12 protein-coding genes are annotated in these 15,891 nt (G+C 70.6%); 4 read left to right on the top strand and 8 right to left on the bottom strand.

Annotated elements, in window-relative coordinates:
* Positions 1 to 45: 45 nt before the first annotated feature.
* From glpK to AQJ84_RS24550, 5 genes are all read right to left on the bottom strand, one after another.
* Positions 46 to 1,566 carry a glycerol kinase GlpK gene (gene glpK, locus AQJ84_RS24570; RefSeq protein ID WP_030038660.1) on the bottom strand — a complete coding sequence of 507 codons (1,521 nt, stop codon included), beginning with the start codon at positions 1,564 to 1,566 and terminating at the stop codon, positions 46 to 48.
* A 21-nt stretch (positions 1,567 to 1,587) separates the two neighbouring features.
* A complete protein-coding gene (locus AQJ84_RS24565) occupies positions 1,588 to 2,337 on the bottom strand; it encodes an MIP/aquaporin family protein (RefSeq protein WP_030038661.1) in 750 nt (249 codons plus the stop codon).
* Positions 2,338 to 2,654: 317 nt separating this feature from the next.
* Positions 2,655 to 4,280 carry a GGDEF domain-containing protein gene (locus tag AQJ84_RS24560; protein ID WP_030038662.1) on the bottom strand — a complete coding sequence of 542 codons (1,626 nt, stop codon included), beginning with the start codon at positions 4,278 to 4,280 and terminating at the stop codon, positions 2,655 to 2,657.
* 211 nt (positions 4,281 to 4,491) lie between these two features.
* Complete coding sequence (locus AQJ84_RS24555) at positions 4,492 to 5,682, bottom strand: lipid-transfer protein (RefSeq protein WP_053192454.1); 1,191 nt, start codon at positions 5,680 to 5,682, stop codon at positions 4,492 to 4,494.
* On the bottom strand, positions 5,679 to 6,107 hold the full coding sequence (locus AQJ84_RS24550; protein ID WP_030038664.1) for a Zn-ribbon domain-containing OB-fold protein: 429 nt from the start codon (positions 6,105 to 6,107) through the stop codon (positions 5,679 to 5,681). Before AQJ84_RS24550 ends, AQJ84_RS24555 begins: the two co-directional genes overlap by 4 nt.
* 173 nt (positions 6,108 to 6,280) lie before the next feature.
* Here AQJ84_RS24550 and AQJ84_RS24545 point away from each other — a divergent pair, with 173 nt between their 5' ends.
* Together AQJ84_RS24545 and AQJ84_RS24540 are read left to right on the top strand one after the other, a co-directional pair.
* Positions 6,281 to 7,090: a M15 family metallopeptidase gene (locus AQJ84_RS24545; protein ID WP_030038665.1), complete on the top strand. Its 810-nt coding sequence runs from the start codon at positions 6,281 to 6,283 to the stop codon at positions 7,088 to 7,090.
* A gap of 68 nt (positions 7,091 to 7,158) precedes the next feature.
* Positions 7,159 to 7,695: an NUDIX domain-containing protein gene (locus AQJ84_RS24540; protein WP_030038666.1), complete on the top strand. Its 537-nt coding sequence runs from the start codon at positions 7,159 to 7,161 to the stop codon at positions 7,693 to 7,695.
* 2 nt (positions 7,696 to 7,697) lie between these two features.
* On the opposite strand, the gene AQJ84_RS24535 is transcribed toward AQJ84_RS24540, so the two are convergent.
* Positions 7,698 to 10,064, bottom strand: coding sequence for a glycoside hydrolase family 31 protein (locus AQJ84_RS24535; RefSeq protein ID WP_030038667.1), 2,367 nt, complete (start codon positions 10,062 to 10,064; stop codon positions 7,698 to 7,700).
* A 212-nt stretch (positions 10,065 to 10,276) separates the two neighbouring features.
* Between AQJ84_RS24535 and AQJ84_RS24530 the strand changes: the two genes are divergently transcribed.
* Both AQJ84_RS24530 and AQJ84_RS24525 read left to right on the top strand, forming a co-directional pair.
* On the top strand, positions 10,277 to 12,244 hold the full coding sequence (locus tag AQJ84_RS24530; RefSeq protein WP_053192446.1) for an acetoacetate--CoA ligase: 1,968 nt from the start codon (positions 10,277 to 10,279) through the stop codon (positions 12,242 to 12,244).
* Between the two features lie 130 nt (positions 12,245 to 12,374).
* A complete protein-coding gene (locus AQJ84_RS24525; RefSeq protein WP_030038669.1) occupies positions 12,375 to 13,268 on the top strand; it encodes a hypothetical protein in 894 nt (297 codons plus the stop codon).
* A 70-nt stretch (positions 13,269 to 13,338) separates the two neighbouring features.
* On the opposite strand, the gene ptsP is transcribed toward AQJ84_RS24525, so the two are convergent.
* On the bottom strand, positions 13,339 to 15,009 hold the full coding sequence (gene ptsP, locus AQJ84_RS24520) for a phosphoenolpyruvate--protein phosphotransferase (RefSeq protein ID WP_030038670.1): 1,671 nt from the start codon (positions 15,007 to 15,009) through the stop codon (positions 13,339 to 13,341).
* Between the two features lie 79 nt (positions 15,010 to 15,088).
* Positions 15,089 to 15,538 carry a PTS sugar transporter subunit IIA gene (locus AQJ84_RS24515; RefSeq protein WP_030038671.1) on the bottom strand — a complete coding sequence of 150 codons (450 nt, stop codon included), beginning with the start codon at positions 15,536 to 15,538 and terminating at the stop codon, positions 15,089 to 15,091.
* Positions 15,539 to 15,891 lie beyond the last annotated feature (353 nt).

Here is a 15,891-nt window from a genome sequence, read left to right as displayed (position 1 = left end):
GGGGTACGGGCCGCTGTCCGTGGCGCACGCCACGCGCGCGTGCGACTAGCCCTCGCCGTCCTCCAGCCAGCCGAAGCTCTTCTCCACCGCCTTGCGCCAGTTGTGGTACTCACGGTCGCGCACCGACGTCTCCATGCCGGGTGTCCACTCGACGTCCTTCTGCCAGTGCGACTTGAGCTCGTCCAGGTCGTTCCACACACCCGTGGCGAGACCGGCCGCGTAGGCGGCGCCCAGACAGGTCGTCTCCGACACCTTGGGCCGGATCACCGGCACGCCGAGCACATCCGCCTGGTGCTGCATGAGCAGGTTGTTCTTCGTCATGCCGCCGTCCACCTTCAGGGTGGTGATCTGCACCCCGGAGTCCTGGAACATGGCGTCCACGACCTCCCGCGTCTGCCAGCTCGTCGCCTCCAGCACCGCGCGCGCGAGGTGCGCCTTGGTGACGTACCGGGTGAGTCCGGTGACGACACCGCGCGCGTCGGAACGCCAGTAGGGCGCGAACAGACCCGAGAACGCGGGCACGATGTAGGCCCCGCCGTTGTCCTCGACGCTCGCCGCGAGGGGCTCGATCTCGTCGGCGGTACGGATGATGCCGAGCTGGTCCCGGAACCACTGAACCAGCGCGCCCGTTATGGCGATCGACCCCTCCAGGCAGTACACGGGTGCCTCACTGCCGATCTTGTAACCCATCGTCGTCAGCAGCCCGTTCTTCGACGGCACCGGCCGGTTGCCGGTGTTGAGCAGCAGGAAGCTGCCGGTGCCGTAGGTGTTCTTCGCCGTGCCCACGTCGTAGCAGGCCTGCCCGAACACCGCTGCCTGCTGGTCGCCCAGCGCCGACGCGACGGGCACGCCGGCGAGTTGGCCGACCGCGGTGCCGTACACCTCGGCCGAGGACCTGATCTCGGGCAGGACGGCCTCGGGCACGTTCATCGCGGCGAGGATGGAGGTGTCCCACTGGAGCGTCTCGAGGTTCATCAGCATGGTCCGGCCGGCGTTGGTCACGTCGGTGACGTGCTGCCCGCCGTCCGTGCCGCCGGTGAGGTTCCAGATCAGCCAGGAGTCGATGGTGCCGAAGGCGATCTCGCCCCGTTCGGCGCGCGCCCTGAGGCCGGGCACGTTGTCGAGCAGCCAGGCCGCCTTGGGGCCGGAGAAGTAGCTGGCCAGGGGCAGCCCGGTCTGCTCGCGGAAACGGTCCTGCCCGTCCGGGCCGCCGAGCTGGTTGCACAGAGCGGCCGTACGCGTGTCCTGCCACACGATCGCGTTGTGCACGGGCTTGCCGGTAGCGCGGTCCCACAGGACCGTGGTCTCGCGCTGGTTGGTGATGCCGAGCGCGCTGATCTGGTCGGCGCGCAGACCCGCCTTGGCGATCGCCCCGGCGACCACGGCCTGCACCTTGGACCAGATCTCGGTGGCGTCGTGCTCCACCCAGCCCGGCCTGGGAAAGATCTGGCGGTGTTCACGCTGGTCGACGGCGACGATCGCGCCGTTGTGGTCGAAGACGATGCAGCGGCTTGAGGTGGTGCCCTGGTCGATTGCGGCGACGTACTTCGCGGCGTTGTCCGTCATGGCTACCCCTTGGGCTGGATTTCAGAAGGCTGCGTTGTAGATGAGGCCGGCGAGCACTCCACCGATCAGCGGTCCGGCGACCGGGATCCAGGCATAACCCCAGTCGGAGGTGCCCTTGTTCGGGATCGGCAGGAAGGTGTGCACGATGCGCGGGCCGAGGTCGCGGGCCGGGTTGATGGCATAGCCGGTGGGTCCGCCCAGGGACAGCCCGATACCGACCACCAGCAGCGAGACGATCAGGACGAGGGTTCCGGACTCGCCCAGTCCCGTCGTCAGCCCGAAGGCGAGGATCGGCAGGACGAGCGCGATGGTCGCGATGATCTCCGTGACCAGGTTGGCGACCGGGTTCCGGATCTCCGGGATGGTGGAGAAGACGCCGAGCGTCGCCAGCGGCTCCTCCGCCGTGCCCTCCGTGGTGCCCGTCTCCCGGACATTGGCCTGGAACTGGGCGAAGTACGTGAGGTAGCACAGGACGGCACCGAGCATGGCGCCGACCATCTGGCCCAGCAGATAGACCCAGACCTTGCCCCACTCGCCGGTGTCGACGGCGATGCCGAGGGTGACGGCCGGGTTGAGGTGCCCGCCGGAGAGCGGGGCGGCGGTGTACGCACCCGCCAGCACACCGAATCCCCAGCCGAACGCGATCACGATCCACCCCGAGGCGCGGGCCTTCGAATATCTCAGGGTGACGGCGGCGCACACGCCCGCTCCGAACAGGATCAGGATCGCGGTCCCGATGATCTCGCCGACGAAAATGTCTCCGTTGCTCATGGCGGCTCCTAGGCCCCGGGCCCGGGACGGTCGGCCCCGGTCCTCCGTGCAGGGTGCGGTTACCTTGGCGAACTGCCGAGGACAGGGAGAAATCCCGCGCCCCGCCCGGCGTCCACGACGAGCGTGCCGTCGCAGCCGAATCGCCCGTGGGGGTACGGGCCTCGGCTCAGGGGGGACCCGCGCGGCGCAGTGCCTGAATACGCCGAGAATGTACGGCGATGTCGACCGACATCGGAAGTGTTCACCGGCACCCAGGGAGCGTCAAGGTCGCCGACGGCAACGGTTGCGAGCCGCCCTCTTCCCATCCACTCCGGCCACTACCCCGCCCGCACGGTCGCCGCGCCCGACCCTCGACGGACCTCGTGCCCCGGCAACCCGGCGCGGCCCAGCACCCAGCTCGCCCCGTCCAGCGACTTCGCGGCCTGCTTGAGCGGTGCCAGACACGCCGCGGCCTGCCGGTGGTCGGCCACACTGCCCGGCACGCACAGCACCGTGGCCAGGGACAGTGTGACCGGACGTCCTCCCGCCGACCACGGGACGTCCAACACGGAGGCGGCCAGCGGCTCCAGCTCCCCAGGTTCGGCGAGCACCAGGAAGTCGTCCCCGCCGATATGGCCCACCCGCGCGGTCCCGGACGCCGCGTGCTGCAGGGCCCGGCCCACAGACCGGATCAACTCGTCCCCCGCCGCGAAACCGGCCCCGTCGTTCACCCGCTTGAAGTGGTCGACGTCGAGCCAGCTCAGCACGAAGGGACGCCCGTTCGCGATCCACCGGTCCACCTCGCCGGTGATCGCGTCCGAACCGGGCAGCCGCGTCAGCGGATTGAGCCCGGCCGCCTCCTCGACCCGGCTCTCGGCAAGCGCCCGTACAAGGTCAGCGAGGCGTACGACGCCCACGCACCGGCCGTACCGGTCGACCACGGCCACATCGTCCGACGTCCGGTCCCGGTCGCCGACGGCCACCACGTCCAGAACCTCCCACGCGGTGGCGTCGACGCCCACCGTCCGGGGCGGATCGCCGAGCTTGGCCGCGGGCCGGTCGGCGTACAGGGCGTGGCCGTAGCGCCCCGACATGGACAGCAGGAAGCGGGATCGGTGCAGCGACCGCACGGGCGCCCCGTCCCGGTCCACCAGCAGCACGCCCGACACGTCCCAGGACCCCGTCAGCAGCGCCCTCACCTGGCTCGCGGAAGCGGTCGCGGGCAGGAGGGCGGCGGGCCGTACGAACTCCCGCACCGTCGGACCTGAGCGCGGCGTCCCGACGACACCGGGGGAGCGGGACGGAACGTATACGTCCGCGGCCGGCAGTCTGGACGGCGGTGCGAACAACTCGCCCTGCGCGAGCTGCGCACCGGCCGACAGCGCCGCGGCGCACTGCAGCTCGGTCTCCACACCCTCGACGCACAGCAACGCACCCAGCTCGTCGCACATGGTCCGCATCGCCCGCACCGCCGCCGGCCGAGCCAGCAAAGAGGCGTCGAGTTTCACCAGGTCGGGTTCGATGTCGATGAGCAGCCGCAGCGGTACGTCCCCGTCCCCGACGCCGTCCGCGCTGATCCGGAACCCCTGCTCCCGCAACCCGGCCAGCGTCTCCAGCAGAGCCTGCTGCGGCACGTGGGTGTACGGCGGGCAGACGTCGATCGTCACCTCCCACGGCAGCCGTCCCCCTTGGCGTACGGCGTCGTGCAGGGGAGTGAGCTCACCGAGGTCGGCCAGGGTGCCGGCGAACACGTTGACGTGCAGGGGGAGCAGAGTCTCCCGGCGCAGCGCCGAGCGGATCGCCGACACCGCCAGCCGAGCGTCGAGTTCGGGATCGCGGCGGGCTTCGGCCAGGACGTCTCCGGTCTCCGGGCGCGCGAGTATCTCCAGCCCTGTGACTCCGCCGGTCGTCAGGTTGACCACCGGTTGGAAGGCGAAGCGGAGAGTGTCCGTCCAGGTGCGCACGGCAGCATGATGGCTCCGTCGGCGCACGCCCAGGCCCAGTTCATAAGACGTTCACGCAGGATTTCCGGGCGGTCACACAGCGTACGGGAGGGCCCTTGCGTACGTGGTCAGCCGCGCGCCCGCCCCGAGCCCGGCCCGCATCCGATCCCCGTGGCCGACCGGCCCCCCGTCAACCCCTTCTGCCCGCGCCCGCCATGGCTCCCGGCGCACCTCACCGCACCGCGATCACCGCCGACCCGTGCCCGAACAACCCCTGGTTCGCCGTGATCCCCACACGCGCTCGCTCGACCTGCCGGTCACCCGCGGCGCCCCTCAACTGCCAGGTCACCTCGCACACCTGGGCGATCGCCTGGGCGGGGACGGCCTCGCCGAAGGAGGCGAGCCCCCCACTGGTGTTGACCGGTATGCGCCCGCCCAGTGCCGTCGTGCCGTCCCGCAGGAGCTTCGCACCCTCGCCCTCCCCGCACAGCCCCAGGTCCTCGTACCACTGCAACTCGAGGGCGGTGGACAGGTCATAGACCTCGGCCAGTGCGAGATCCTCGGGCCCGATGCCGGCCTCCTCGTAGGCCGCCCGCGCGATGGACGCGCGGAAGGTCGCGGCGGCCGGCTCGGCCGCCACCGCGGAGTCCGTCGCGATGTCCGGCAGATCCGGCACGGTCGTGGGATAGCGCGGTGTCACCGTGGACACGGCTCGGATCCGCACCGGATCAACAGCCCCGTGGCGGCGGGCGAACCCCATGCTCGACAGCACCACGGCGGCCCCGCCGTCCGAGGTCGCGCAGATGTCGAGCAGCCGCAGCGGATCGGCGACCACGGCGGAGGCGGCGACTTCCTCGGCGGTGACGCTCTTGCGGTAGCGGGCGTACGGATTCAGCGTGCCCAGGGCGGAGTTCTTCACCTTCACCTGTGCGAAGTCCTCCAGCGTGTCCCCGTGCACGGCCATCCGCCTGCGTGCGTACAGCCCGAAGTAGGTGGGGTTGGTCGCGCCGAGGATCCGGAACCGCAACCAGTCCGGATCATCGGGCCGGTCTCCGCCCGCCGGCCGGAAGAACCCCTTGGGTGCGGCGTCTGCGCCCACCACCAGCACCACGTCCGCGAGGCCCGAAAGGATCTGCCCGCGCGCGGTGTTGACGGCCTGCGCCCCCGACGCGCACGCCGCGTACACGCTGGTGACCCGTGCCCCCTGCCAGCCCAGCGCCTTCGCGAACGTTGCCCCGGACACATACCCCGGATAGCCGCCACGCACGGTGTCCGCGCCGACGACCGAACCGATCTCCCGCCATTCCAGGCCCGCGTCGGCCAGTGCCGCGCGGGCCGCCGCCACCCCGTACTCGACGAAGCCGCGGCCCCATTTGCCCCACGGGTGCATGCCCACGCCGAGCACCGCCACCTCACCGCTCACACCGTCACCCCCGTCGGCCGCCACTTCCACGTCGTCCAGATCGTCTCCGCGTCCTCATGAAGCACTCCGGGCACGGCCTCCACCTCCATGCCCACCGTCAGATCGGCCACGGTGACCCCGGGCGCCGCCTGTCCCAGCACCACCATCCGCTCTGCCTTCAGCTCCACAGCGATCAACGTGCACGGCTCCCACGGAAGTTCCGGATCGGTCACATAGGGTGACGGTGGGCGGTAGCGGCTGTCCGTGAACGACCAGACGCGCCCACGCCGGGAGAGGGGCACCTCGTCCAGATCGCCGCCGCCGGGGCACCCGGGATTGCGGCAGTGGAATTCCTCGCGGGGGAAGAAGACCGAGGCGCAGGCGCGGCAGCGCGTGCCGAGCAGCCTGAAGTCGTCCCCGTCGCCGGCGAACCACCCGGCGACCACAGGAGTGCGTGTGCGCGACAATTTCCCTCCCCGGAAATAAATCTGACGGAACGTCAGAAGTGTGTCACGGGCGGCGCCGCATGGGCAGGGCCGTCGCAGCGATGCCTCCGTCGAGGCGAAATCGCGTCCGATCGCTTCCCCGACGGAACGCGCTCCTGATAGATGCAGGAGACATGACACGACTCTCGCGCGCAGTACGCGGGCTGTTCACCGCCTTCACCGCACTGCTGGCCGTGACCACCGCCCCCGCCACCGCCCGGGCGGGCACCGAGCCCAAGGCGCCAGGGGACTTCGTGGCCCTGGCCACCGTCGACCGGACGATCGTCCAGGAGATGCGCTACTTCACGCCGCACAACTTCGTCGGCGAGCGCATCGACGGCTACCGCCAACCGATCTGCATCCTCACCCGACCCGCCGCCGAAGCGCTTCACCGCGCGCAGACCCGCCTCCTGCGCCAGGGGTACACCCTCAAGGTGTACGACTGCTACCGACCGCAGCGAGCCGTGAACCACTTCGTGCGCTGGGCGAAGAACCTCGACGACCAGGCCATGAAGGGCGAGTTCTACCCGGACGTGGACAAGACCCGTCTGTTCGCGGACGGCTACATTGCCGAGAAGTCCGGCCACAGCCGCGGCTCGACCATGGACCTCACGATCGTGAGGCTCCCCGCGCGGCCCACCAGGCCGTACGTCCCGGGCGAGCCCCTGGTGCCCTGTCACGCCCCCAAGGAGGAGCGCTTTCCGGACAACTCCGTCGACATGGGCACCGGCTTCGACTGCTTCGACACCCTCTCGCACACCCTCGACCCGCGGATCCAGGGCGAGCGGCGCGCCCACCGCCTGCTCCTCAAGACCACCCTGGAGAGCCTCGGCTTCGTGAACCTGGCCGAGGAGTGGTGGCACTACACCTACAAGCCCGAGCCCTTCCCGGACACCTACTTCGACTTCCCGGTGTCCGTGAGGTCGCTGACCACCCCCCGCTGAACCCCGTACGACACCAAGGGGGACACCTCCGGAAGACGACCTTCCGATGATCGGATACAGTCCGCCGCGTGTCCGAAACTCAGCACCCCAACCCCAACTCCGCGCCCGGCTCACACTGTTCGGCCTGCGGAGCTCCCTACGGAGAGGGCGTCTCCGGCTGGCCACGCACCTGTCCGGCCTGCACCACCGTCGCCTACCGCAATCCCCTCCCGGTCGCGGTGGCCCTCCAGCCGGTGTACGACACCCAAGGCACCGCCCTGGTGGTCATCACCCGAACCGTCGCCCCCGCGCGCGGAGGCATCGCCTTGCCCGGCGGCTTCGTCGACGACCGCGAGGACTGGCGCCACGCCCTCGTCCGTGAGCTCAAGGAGGAGACCGGCATCGACGCGGCGAGCCGCGACGTACGACTCGTCGACGCGCTGAGCTCGCCCGACGGGCACCTCCTCCTCTTCGGCGTCCTGCCGGAACGCCCCGCCGAAGGGCTCCCGCCCTCCGAGACCACGGACGAGACGGAGGGCTGGCACCTGTTGCGCAGGCCGGAGGAACTCGCCTTCCCGCTGCACACGCTGGCCGTGCGCGCTTGGTTCGAGGGCCGGTACGTCTGACCTCAGCCGGTCTGCAGCCCCCGTACGCGCACCGGGTGAGGCGGCTCGCTCACGCCGTCCTCACCCTCCCGCTTCACGACCACCCGCGAGCCCACCCAGCGCGCGACATAGCGCTCGATCTCCGGCTCGTCCCAGCCGTCACCCGCGTCCGTCACGACCAGGCCGCCCCCGGTGCGACCCCGGGCGGGCGCCCAGGCCTCCAGTTCCACGCCGCCGTCGTCACCGCGCACCGGGATGACGGCACCAGCCCGCGCGAGCACCGGAATCCGTGACAGGGGAGCGTCCACGAGGACCTGCCCCGGTCCCTCGTACGCCTGCCCTGTCGCGGTGTCGTACCAGCGCCCCCGAGGCAACTGCACCGCACGCCGGTCCGCGCCCGGATCGAGCACTGGAGCCACCAACAGACAGTCGCCCAGCAGAAACGCGTCCTCGCAGTCCCGCAAGGCCCGATCCTCGGGTGCCGACCACCACAACGGCCGCACATAAGGCGCCCCGGTACGCCGGGCGAGATGCGCCAACGTCACGAAGTAGGGCAGCAACCGCCGCCGCTCGACCAGCGCCACGCGCGCGTGCTCCAGCACATCGTCACCGAACTCCCACGGCTCCCGGCGGCCCGCCCGCAGACTCGCGTGCGTGCGGAAGAGCGGCAGGAACGCCCCGAGCTGGAACCACCGGAGATACAGCTCGGGCGACGGACTCCCGTCGTAGCCGCCCACGTCCGGCCCCGAATACGGCACCCCGCACAGCCCCAGCCCCATGACCAGCGACAGCGACGCCCGCAGGCCGGGCCAGCCCGTGGCGACGTCACCGGACCACGTACCGCCGTAGCGCTGCATTCCCGCCCAGCCGGAGCGCGAGAAGAGGAAGGGGCGCTCCTGGGGGGCCAGCTCGCGCAGCCCCTCGTATCCCGCCCGGGCCATGCTCAACGCGTACACGTTGTGCGCCTCACGATGGTCCCCTCCACGCCCCTCCAGAGAGTGCCTGGCCGAGCGCGGCAGAGTCGACTCCCCGAAGGCGGTGAACGAGGTCGGCTCGTTCATGTCATGCCAGAAGCCGACGAAACCCTGCGCGAGCCGCTCCTCATAGAGGCGTCCCCACCACTCCCGCACGCGTGCGTGCGTGAAGTCCGGATAGACGGTCTCCCCGGGCCACAGGACGCCCCGTACGATTCGCCCGGCCGCGTCCCGCACGAACGCGTCCTCGGCCGTCCCCGAGTCGAAAACCGCGTTGCCCGGCTCGGCCCTGACCGCCGGATCGACGATCGAGACCAGCCGGATCCCGTCCCGCCGCAGTTCCTCGGCCAGCACCGGCAACTTGGGGAAGCGATCCTCATCGACGGTGAACACCTGGTGCCCGTCGTGGTGGTCGATGTCCAGGTGAACCGCGTCGAGCGGCAGACCGCGCTCCTGATAGCCCGCAACGATCCGCCGCACCTCCAGCTCGCTGCCGAAGCCCCAGCGCGCGTGGTGGTGACCGAGCGCCCATGCCGGAGGCAGCGCCGGGGCCCCGGTGAGCGAGGCCCAGCCGAGCAGCACGCGCGCGGGGGTGCCCACCATCACCCAGCAGCGCAGCGGGCCCCCGTCCATCCGCAGCTCGCAGGAGCCGGCACGGTCATGGCCGGACCCGGCACCCTCCGCACCCTCCCGCAGCGTGACCGTGCCGTCCCACGAGCTGTCGTGAAACACCAGGTGCGTGGCGGCGTCGGCCACCACCAGCTGCACCGGCATCGTCACGTACAGCGGGTCGTCGTCGGGGCCGAAGGGGCGGCCGGGATCGGTGTTCCACAACCGGTACGTCCCGTCGCGCAGCCGAGGCCCCGAAGCCCGCCCGCCGAGCCCGAAGAACCGCGCGTCGGCAGCCACCTCCGAGCGCTGCATCCACCGTGCCGGCCCACCGCCGACCGGCTCCCACCACCGGGGCGGCAGGTCCCGGCGCAAGGTCACCCCGCCGGGCGTGAGGACCTCGACCGCCCCGTGCCGGGAGACGACGACCGTCACCCGCTCGGCCACGACCCGCCAGCCACCGTCCTTGTCCGGCTCCAGCGCCGCCCGCGGATCCGGCTCCGGGCAGCGGTTCGCGAGCGCGTAGGACGGCTCGGGCCCGGCCCCGTCCCAGCCCCAGAACACGGCCCCGTTCACGGCCACGATGATCCGCAGCTCCGACCGGTCGAACCGGACGACACCACCACCCGGCCCGGGCTCCACGTCTCGAACGGGTCCGGGCACCCTCGCCCGTTCGGCCCCCCGCGGCGGCAGCCCGGAGGCGTCGGCACGCCTCCTACGCCACGCGGCCCGCACGGTACGCAACCCCTGGGTCGCCCCCGCCGAACCGACCGCCTTCACCGAACGCACCAGGTCACGACCGTCCATGCTGCTCAGCCTGCCATTGACCGGCCCGCGCGCGGGTGTCGTTCAACTGCCGTTCACCCGTGCTGGGACCACATCTTCACGACACGGACTATGTGGGGCACACCCTGGTGCGGGAATTGATCACATGGCATCGTCCATGTCACCGCGTCACGCGCACACCCCAGCCCGTGCGCGGATGACGCACACGACGCGCACAGTCCGGGAGCCGCCCCATGTCGACCGTGAACCCCCAGCCGCTGTGGCGGCCCGATCAGGAACGCATCACCGAGGCACAGGTCACCGAATTCCAGGCCTGGGCGGCCCAGCACCACGGCGCCCCTTCCGAGGGCGGCTACCCCGCACTACACCGTTGGTCCGTCGACGAACTGGACACGTTCTGGCAAGCCGTCACGGAGTGGTTCGACGTACGGTTCTCGAACCCGTACGCGCGCGTGCTCGGTGACCGCTCCATGCCCGGAGCCCAGTGGTTCCCCGGAGCGACCCTGAACTACGCCGAGCACGCCCTGCGCACCGCCGAGACGCACGCGGACGAACCTGCCCTCCTCCACGTCGACGAGACCCACGACCCCCGCCCCGTGACCTGGTCCGAGCTGCGCCGCCAGGTCGGTTCCCTGGCCGCCGAGCTGCGCGCCCTCGGCGTACGCCCCGGGGACCGCGTCAGCGGCTACCTCCCCAACATCCCGCAGGCCGTCGTCGCCTTCCTCGCGACGGCCGCAGTGGGCGGCGTCTGGACGTCCTGCGCCCCCGACTTCGGCGCCCGCAGCGTCCTGGACCGCTTCCAGCAGGTCGAACCGGTCGTCCTGTTCACCGTCGACGGATACCGCTACGGCGGCAAGGAGCACGACCGCCGCGACACGGTCGCCGAACTGCGCCGCGAACTGCCCACCCTGCGTGCCGTCGTCCACATCCCCCTCCTCGGCACCGAGGCTCCCGAGGGCGCTCTGGAATGGTCGGCCTTGACGGCCGCGGACACGGAGCCCGTCTTCGAGCAGGTGCCCTTCGACCATCCCCTGTGGGTGCTGTACTCCTCGGGCACGACGGGCCTCCCGAAGGCCATCGTGCAGTCCCAGGGCGGCATCCTCGTCGAGCACCTGAAGCAGCTCGGCCTGCACTGCGACCTGGGCCCCGGGGACCGCTTCTTCTGGTACACCTCCACCGGCTGGATGATGTGGAACTTCCTCGTCTCCGGCCTCCTCACGGGCACCACGATCGTGCTCTACGACGGCAGCCCCGGCTACCCGGACACAGGCGCCCAGTGGCGGATCGCCGAGCGCACGCAAGCCACCCTCTACGGCACCTCGGCCGCGTACGTCATGGCCTGCCGCAAGGCCGGCGTGCACCCCGGCCGCGACCACGACCTCTCCAAGGTGCGCTGCGTCGCCACCACCGGCTCGCCCCTGCCGCCCGACGGTTTCCGCTGGCTGCACGACGAGGTCCGCGACGACCTGTGGATCGCCTCCGTCAGCGGCGGCACGGACGTCTGCTCCTGCTTCGCGGGAGCCGTACCGACTCTCCCCGTGTACATCGGCGAGCTCCAGGCGCCCGGTCTGGGCACCGATCTGCAGTCCTGGGACCCGAGCGGCAAGCCCCTGGTCGACGAGGTCGGCGAGCTCGTCGTCACCAACCCCATGCCGTCCATGCCGATCCACTTCTGGAACGACCCCGACGGCAGCCGCTACCACGACAGCTACTTCGACACCTACCCCGGAGTGTGGCGCCACGGCGACTGGATCACCGTCACCTCGCGGGGCTCGGTGGTCATCCACGGCCGCTCCGACTCGACGCTCAACCGCCAGGGCGTACGCATGGGGTCGGCCGACATCTACGAAGCCGTCGAGCGCCTCCCCGAGATCAGGGAATCGCTCGTCATCGGCGTCGAGCAGCCCGACGGCGGCTACTGGATGCCCCTCTTCGTGCACCTGACCCCCGGCGCGGTCCTCGACGAGGCCCTCCTGGACCGCATCAAACAGACCATCCGCGAACAGCTCTCCCCCCGCCACATCCCCGACGAGGTCATCGAAGTGCCCGGCATCCCGCACACCCTCACCGGCAAGCGCATCGAAGTGCCGGTGAAGCGCCTTCTCCAGGGCACCGCCCTCGACAAGGCCGTCAACCCGGGCTCCATCGACAACCTCGACCTGCTCCACTTCTTCGAGGACCTGGCCCGCAAACGCGCCTGACCGCCCCCGTAGGCGGCCTCGGGCTCACGCCGTACGGCAGCGAAGTCCGAGGCCGACCTCGCTCTGAGCTCGTTGTCGGTGGTGCCGATTACTGTGAGTGAGCATTGATCGACCGCTCACAGGGGGAACCATGGCGCACACCGACCACCAGACCATGCGACGCGTTCTGCGCCGCGAAATCGCCGGCACCATCGGTCTGCTGACCGACGAACACGACTTCCGCGCCATGCGGCGCTACGGCAGCTTCACCTTCGAAGACCACCCGACCTACCTACGCCAAGTCGAAGAGATCCTCAGGACCCGCGCCGCCCAGGGCAGCCACACCACAGTCGCCCTCTTCGACCCGCAGGAGTACGCCGACTTCTGCGACGAGGCAGGACTCGACCCCGACATCCAGTCCAGCCGCACCCGCTTCACGGCCCAACTCGCGACCACCGGCCCGACCATCCCCTATGACGGCCGGCCCCTGGCCGACCTCGTACCCGCCCTGGTGGACGAGGCCGTCCGGCAGGCCACCTGGGAATACGCGAGCACCCTGCTGACCCGACTCGGCGCCTGCGCGTCCTGCGGCGAGGACATCGGCCGAGCCGCCTTCACCCGCGCCTCCCACCTCCTCGTCCGTATCCTCCACACGGCCCAGCAGGGAGACCGGCACCTCGTCTGCAGCGTGACGGGCACCCCCGAATCACTCCTGTCCGCACTCCACGTGGAGCAGGACACCGACGGAGCCGCCCGGTTCGACGAGGCCGAGGCGCTCGAATTCACCACCGTCCTTGCCCTCGGCCTCGCCACCCAGGGCCCCGGCGGCCTGGTCATGCGCACCAGCGCACCCGGCGCCCCGGACCGCATCTACGGCTGGCGCCTCCGCGGGGAGGGACTCGAACCGCTCACCGCCGGAGAGGTCTTCGACGCCTACTGCACCGACATCGACTCCGGAGACCTCATCTCCCCGGAGTCAGACGTCGACTACTGCGTGCCGCCGGACCTCGGAGACACAGGGATCACGCCGGGACACCACCACTGAAGCAGGAGGGGCGCCCCACCCGTAGGTGGAGCGCCCCTCACACAACCGAAGATCGGCGGTGTGCCTCCTGCTACTCGCCGGACAGCACCGCCTGAGCCGCGCCGCGCGCCTCCTCGGCGCTGTCGGCAGCCCGCGCGGCCGCCGCGGCACGCTCACACTGCGCCAGCGAGTACTTCGCCAGCGTCGCCCGGACGTAGGGAATCGAAGCGGCACCCATGGAGAGAGAGGTGACTCCGAGACCGGTCAGCACACAGGCGAGCAGCGGGTCGGAAGCAGCCTCACCACAGACACCACAGCTCTTGCCCTCGGCCTTCGCCGCCTCCGCCGAAAGCGCGACGAGGTCGAGCAGCGCGGGCTGCCACGGATCCTGCAGACGGGACACCGCACCGACCTGCCGGTCCGCGGCGAAGGTGTACTGAGCGAGGTCGTTGGTGCCCAGGGACAGGAACTCGACCTCCTGCAGAATCGAGCGCGCCCGCAGAGCGGCCGAGGGAATCTCCACCATGGCGCCGAACTTCGCCCGCAGCCCCGCCTCACGGCACGCGTCGGCGAACGCCTTCGCGTCGGCGCGGTCGGCCACCATCGGAGCCATGACCTCGAGGTAGACCGGGAGCCCTTCGGCAGCCTTGGCCAGCGCTGTCAGCTGCGTGCGCAGCACCTCGGGGTGGTCCAGCAGCGTCCGCAGCCCACGCACGCCCAACGCCGGGTTCGGCTCGTCGGCCGGCGTCAGGAAGTCCAGCGGCTTGTCGGCGCCCGCGTCCAGCACCCGCACCACGACACGTCCCTCGGGGAACGCCTCGAGCACCTGCCGGTAGGCGTCGACCTGCTTGTCCTCCGACGGAGCGTTCTTGCTGTCGTCGAGGAAGAGGAACTCGGTACGGAACAGACCGACACCCTCAGCCCCGGCGTCGAGGGCCGCCGGCACGTCGGCCGGCCCGCCGACGTTGGCCAGCAGCGGCACCTTGTGACCGTCGGACGTGACACCCGGACCGGTCGAAGCGGCCAGCGCTGCCTTGCGCTCGGCAGCGGCCGCGGCCATCCGCGCCTTCTTCTCCTCACTGGGGTTCACGAAGATCTCGCCGGTGCTCCCGTCCACGGCGATCACCGTGCCCTCGGCCAATTCACCCGCGCCGGGCAGTGCCACCACGGCCGGCACCCCGAGCGCACGAGCCAGGATCGCGCTGTGGCTGGTCGGGCCGCCCTCCTCGGTGACGAAACCGAGGACCAGCGTCGGGTCCAGCAGCGCGGTGTCGGCCGGTGCGAGATCCCGCGCAATGAGGACGTACGGCTCGTCACTGTCCGGGACACCCGGCATCGGCACCCCGAGCAGGCGGGCGACGATACGATTCCGCACGTCATCGAGGTCAGCCACACGGCCGGCCAGGTACTCACCGGCACCTGCGAGCAGGGCGCGGTAGGCGGCGAAGGCGTCGTACACCGCACGCTCGGCCGTGCTGCCGACGGCGATACGCCGCTCGACGTCCGCCATCAGCTCGGGATCCTGGGCCATCATGGCCTGGGCCTCGAGCACCGCCTGGGCTTCGCCCCCCGCCAGATTGCCGCGCGCCATCAGATCGGCCGCCACAGCCTCCACGGCCTTGCGAGCGCGCCCCTGTTCACGCTCCGCGTCCTCCGCGGGGATCTGCTTGGCAGGCGGTTCCAGGACCGCTGTTCCCATGTGCCGAACCTCGCCGATCGCCACACCGTGGCTCACGCCGACGCCTCGCAGCGTTGTCTCCATCTCACCCGTCTCCGATAGTGCGGCGGGTCCCGCCGCCGCGGTGGTTGTGCCTACTGGCCGTCTTGCGACGGCACCGACGTCACTTCCAGAGGAAGAGAGCGTCGCCCGACTTCACGTCGCCGTCCTCACGGAGCTCGGACAGGGCCTCCGCCGTGGCCTCCAGCGCCACGACAGGGCACACCGGAGACTTGCCGGCGGCCTCGACGTCGGCCGGGTTCCAGCGCACCACGCTCTGACCGCGCGTGACGGTGTCGCCCTTGCTCACGAGCAATTCGAAGCCCTGGCCGTTGAGCTGCACCGTGTCGATGCCGAGGTGGGTGAGTACACCGTGTCCCGCTTCGTCGACGACGACGAAGGCGTGGGGGTGCAGCGAGACGATGACTCCGTCCACAGGTGCGACAGCCTCGGAGGGCTCACGCACGGGATCGATGGCGGTGCCCGGGCCGACCATGGCCCCGGAGAAGACCGGATCAGGCACTGCGGCCAGTGCGATGGCGCGTCCGGCAAGAGGGGACGTGACGGTGGTCATGGGAAGCCTCCCAGGGGTGGAGATCTACAGGGCCGTCTCTGCCTGTCCCGGACGGCGCACTGTTCAGCAGGGTATGTCACGTGTAGTGACGGTTCCGGACGAGAGCTTACGGATTGGTGGTCTAGACCACAACCCCAATCGATTTGCACCCGTCTCTCGGCCCCGTGTACAGTCGTACCCCTGCCGCGGGCTGAGTGACGCACCTTGTTCTTGCCCGGCAGCATCCAACTTGTCAGATCCTATCTCGGGGTCATCTTCTGCATGTCCGCAGGATGGTGGTCAGAGGGTCGGAAAAACACTGATAGAGTTTGGAACACCGAAGGGAAGCGCCCGGAGGAAAGCCACGAGAGAGC

The organism is Streptomyces resistomycificus (assembly GCF_001514265.1).
In the GTDB taxonomy this organism is placed as follows: domain Bacteria; phylum Actinomycetota; class Actinomycetes; order Streptomycetales; family Streptomycetaceae; genus Streptomyces; species Streptomyces resistomycificus.
The sequence above is the reverse complement of the archived record's forward strand: the minus strand, read 5'-3'. Positions and strand labels throughout refer to the sequence as shown.

What these genes read in the sequence shown, in the direction of transcription:
- AQJ84_RS24545 (WP_030038665.1), top strand. Translation starts at nt 6,281, where the DNA reads ATGACACGACTCTCGCGCGCAGTACGCGGGCTGTTCACCGCCTTCACC.
- ptsP (WP_030038670.1), bottom strand. Translation starts at nt 15,009, where the DNA reads ATGGAGACAACGCTGCGAGGCGTCGGCGTGAGCCACGGTGTGGCGATC.
- glpK (WP_030038660.1), bottom strand. Translation starts at nt 1,566, where the DNA reads ATGACGGACAACGCCGCGAAGTACGTCGCCGCAATCGACCAGGGCACC.
- AQJ84_RS24525 (WP_030038669.1), top strand. Translation starts at nt 12,375, where the DNA reads ATGGCGCACACCGACCACCAGACCATGCGACGCGTTCTGCGCCGCGAA.
- AQJ84_RS24535 (WP_030038667.1), bottom strand. Translation starts at nt 10,064, where the DNA reads ATGGACGGTCGTGACCTGGTGCGTTCGGTGAAGGCGGTCGGTTCGGCG.
- AQJ84_RS24530 (WP_053192446.1), top strand. Translation starts at nt 10,277, where the DNA reads ATGTCGACCGTGAACCCCCAGCCGCTGTGGCGGCCCGATCAGGAACGC.
- AQJ84_RS24515 (WP_030038671.1), bottom strand. Translation starts at nt 15,538, where the DNA reads ATGACCACCGTCACGTCCCCTCTTGCCGGACGCGCCATCGCACTGGCC.
- AQJ84_RS24565 (WP_030038661.1), bottom strand. Translation starts at nt 2,337, where the DNA reads ATGAGCAACGGAGACATTTTCGTCGGCGAGATCATCGGGACCGCGATC.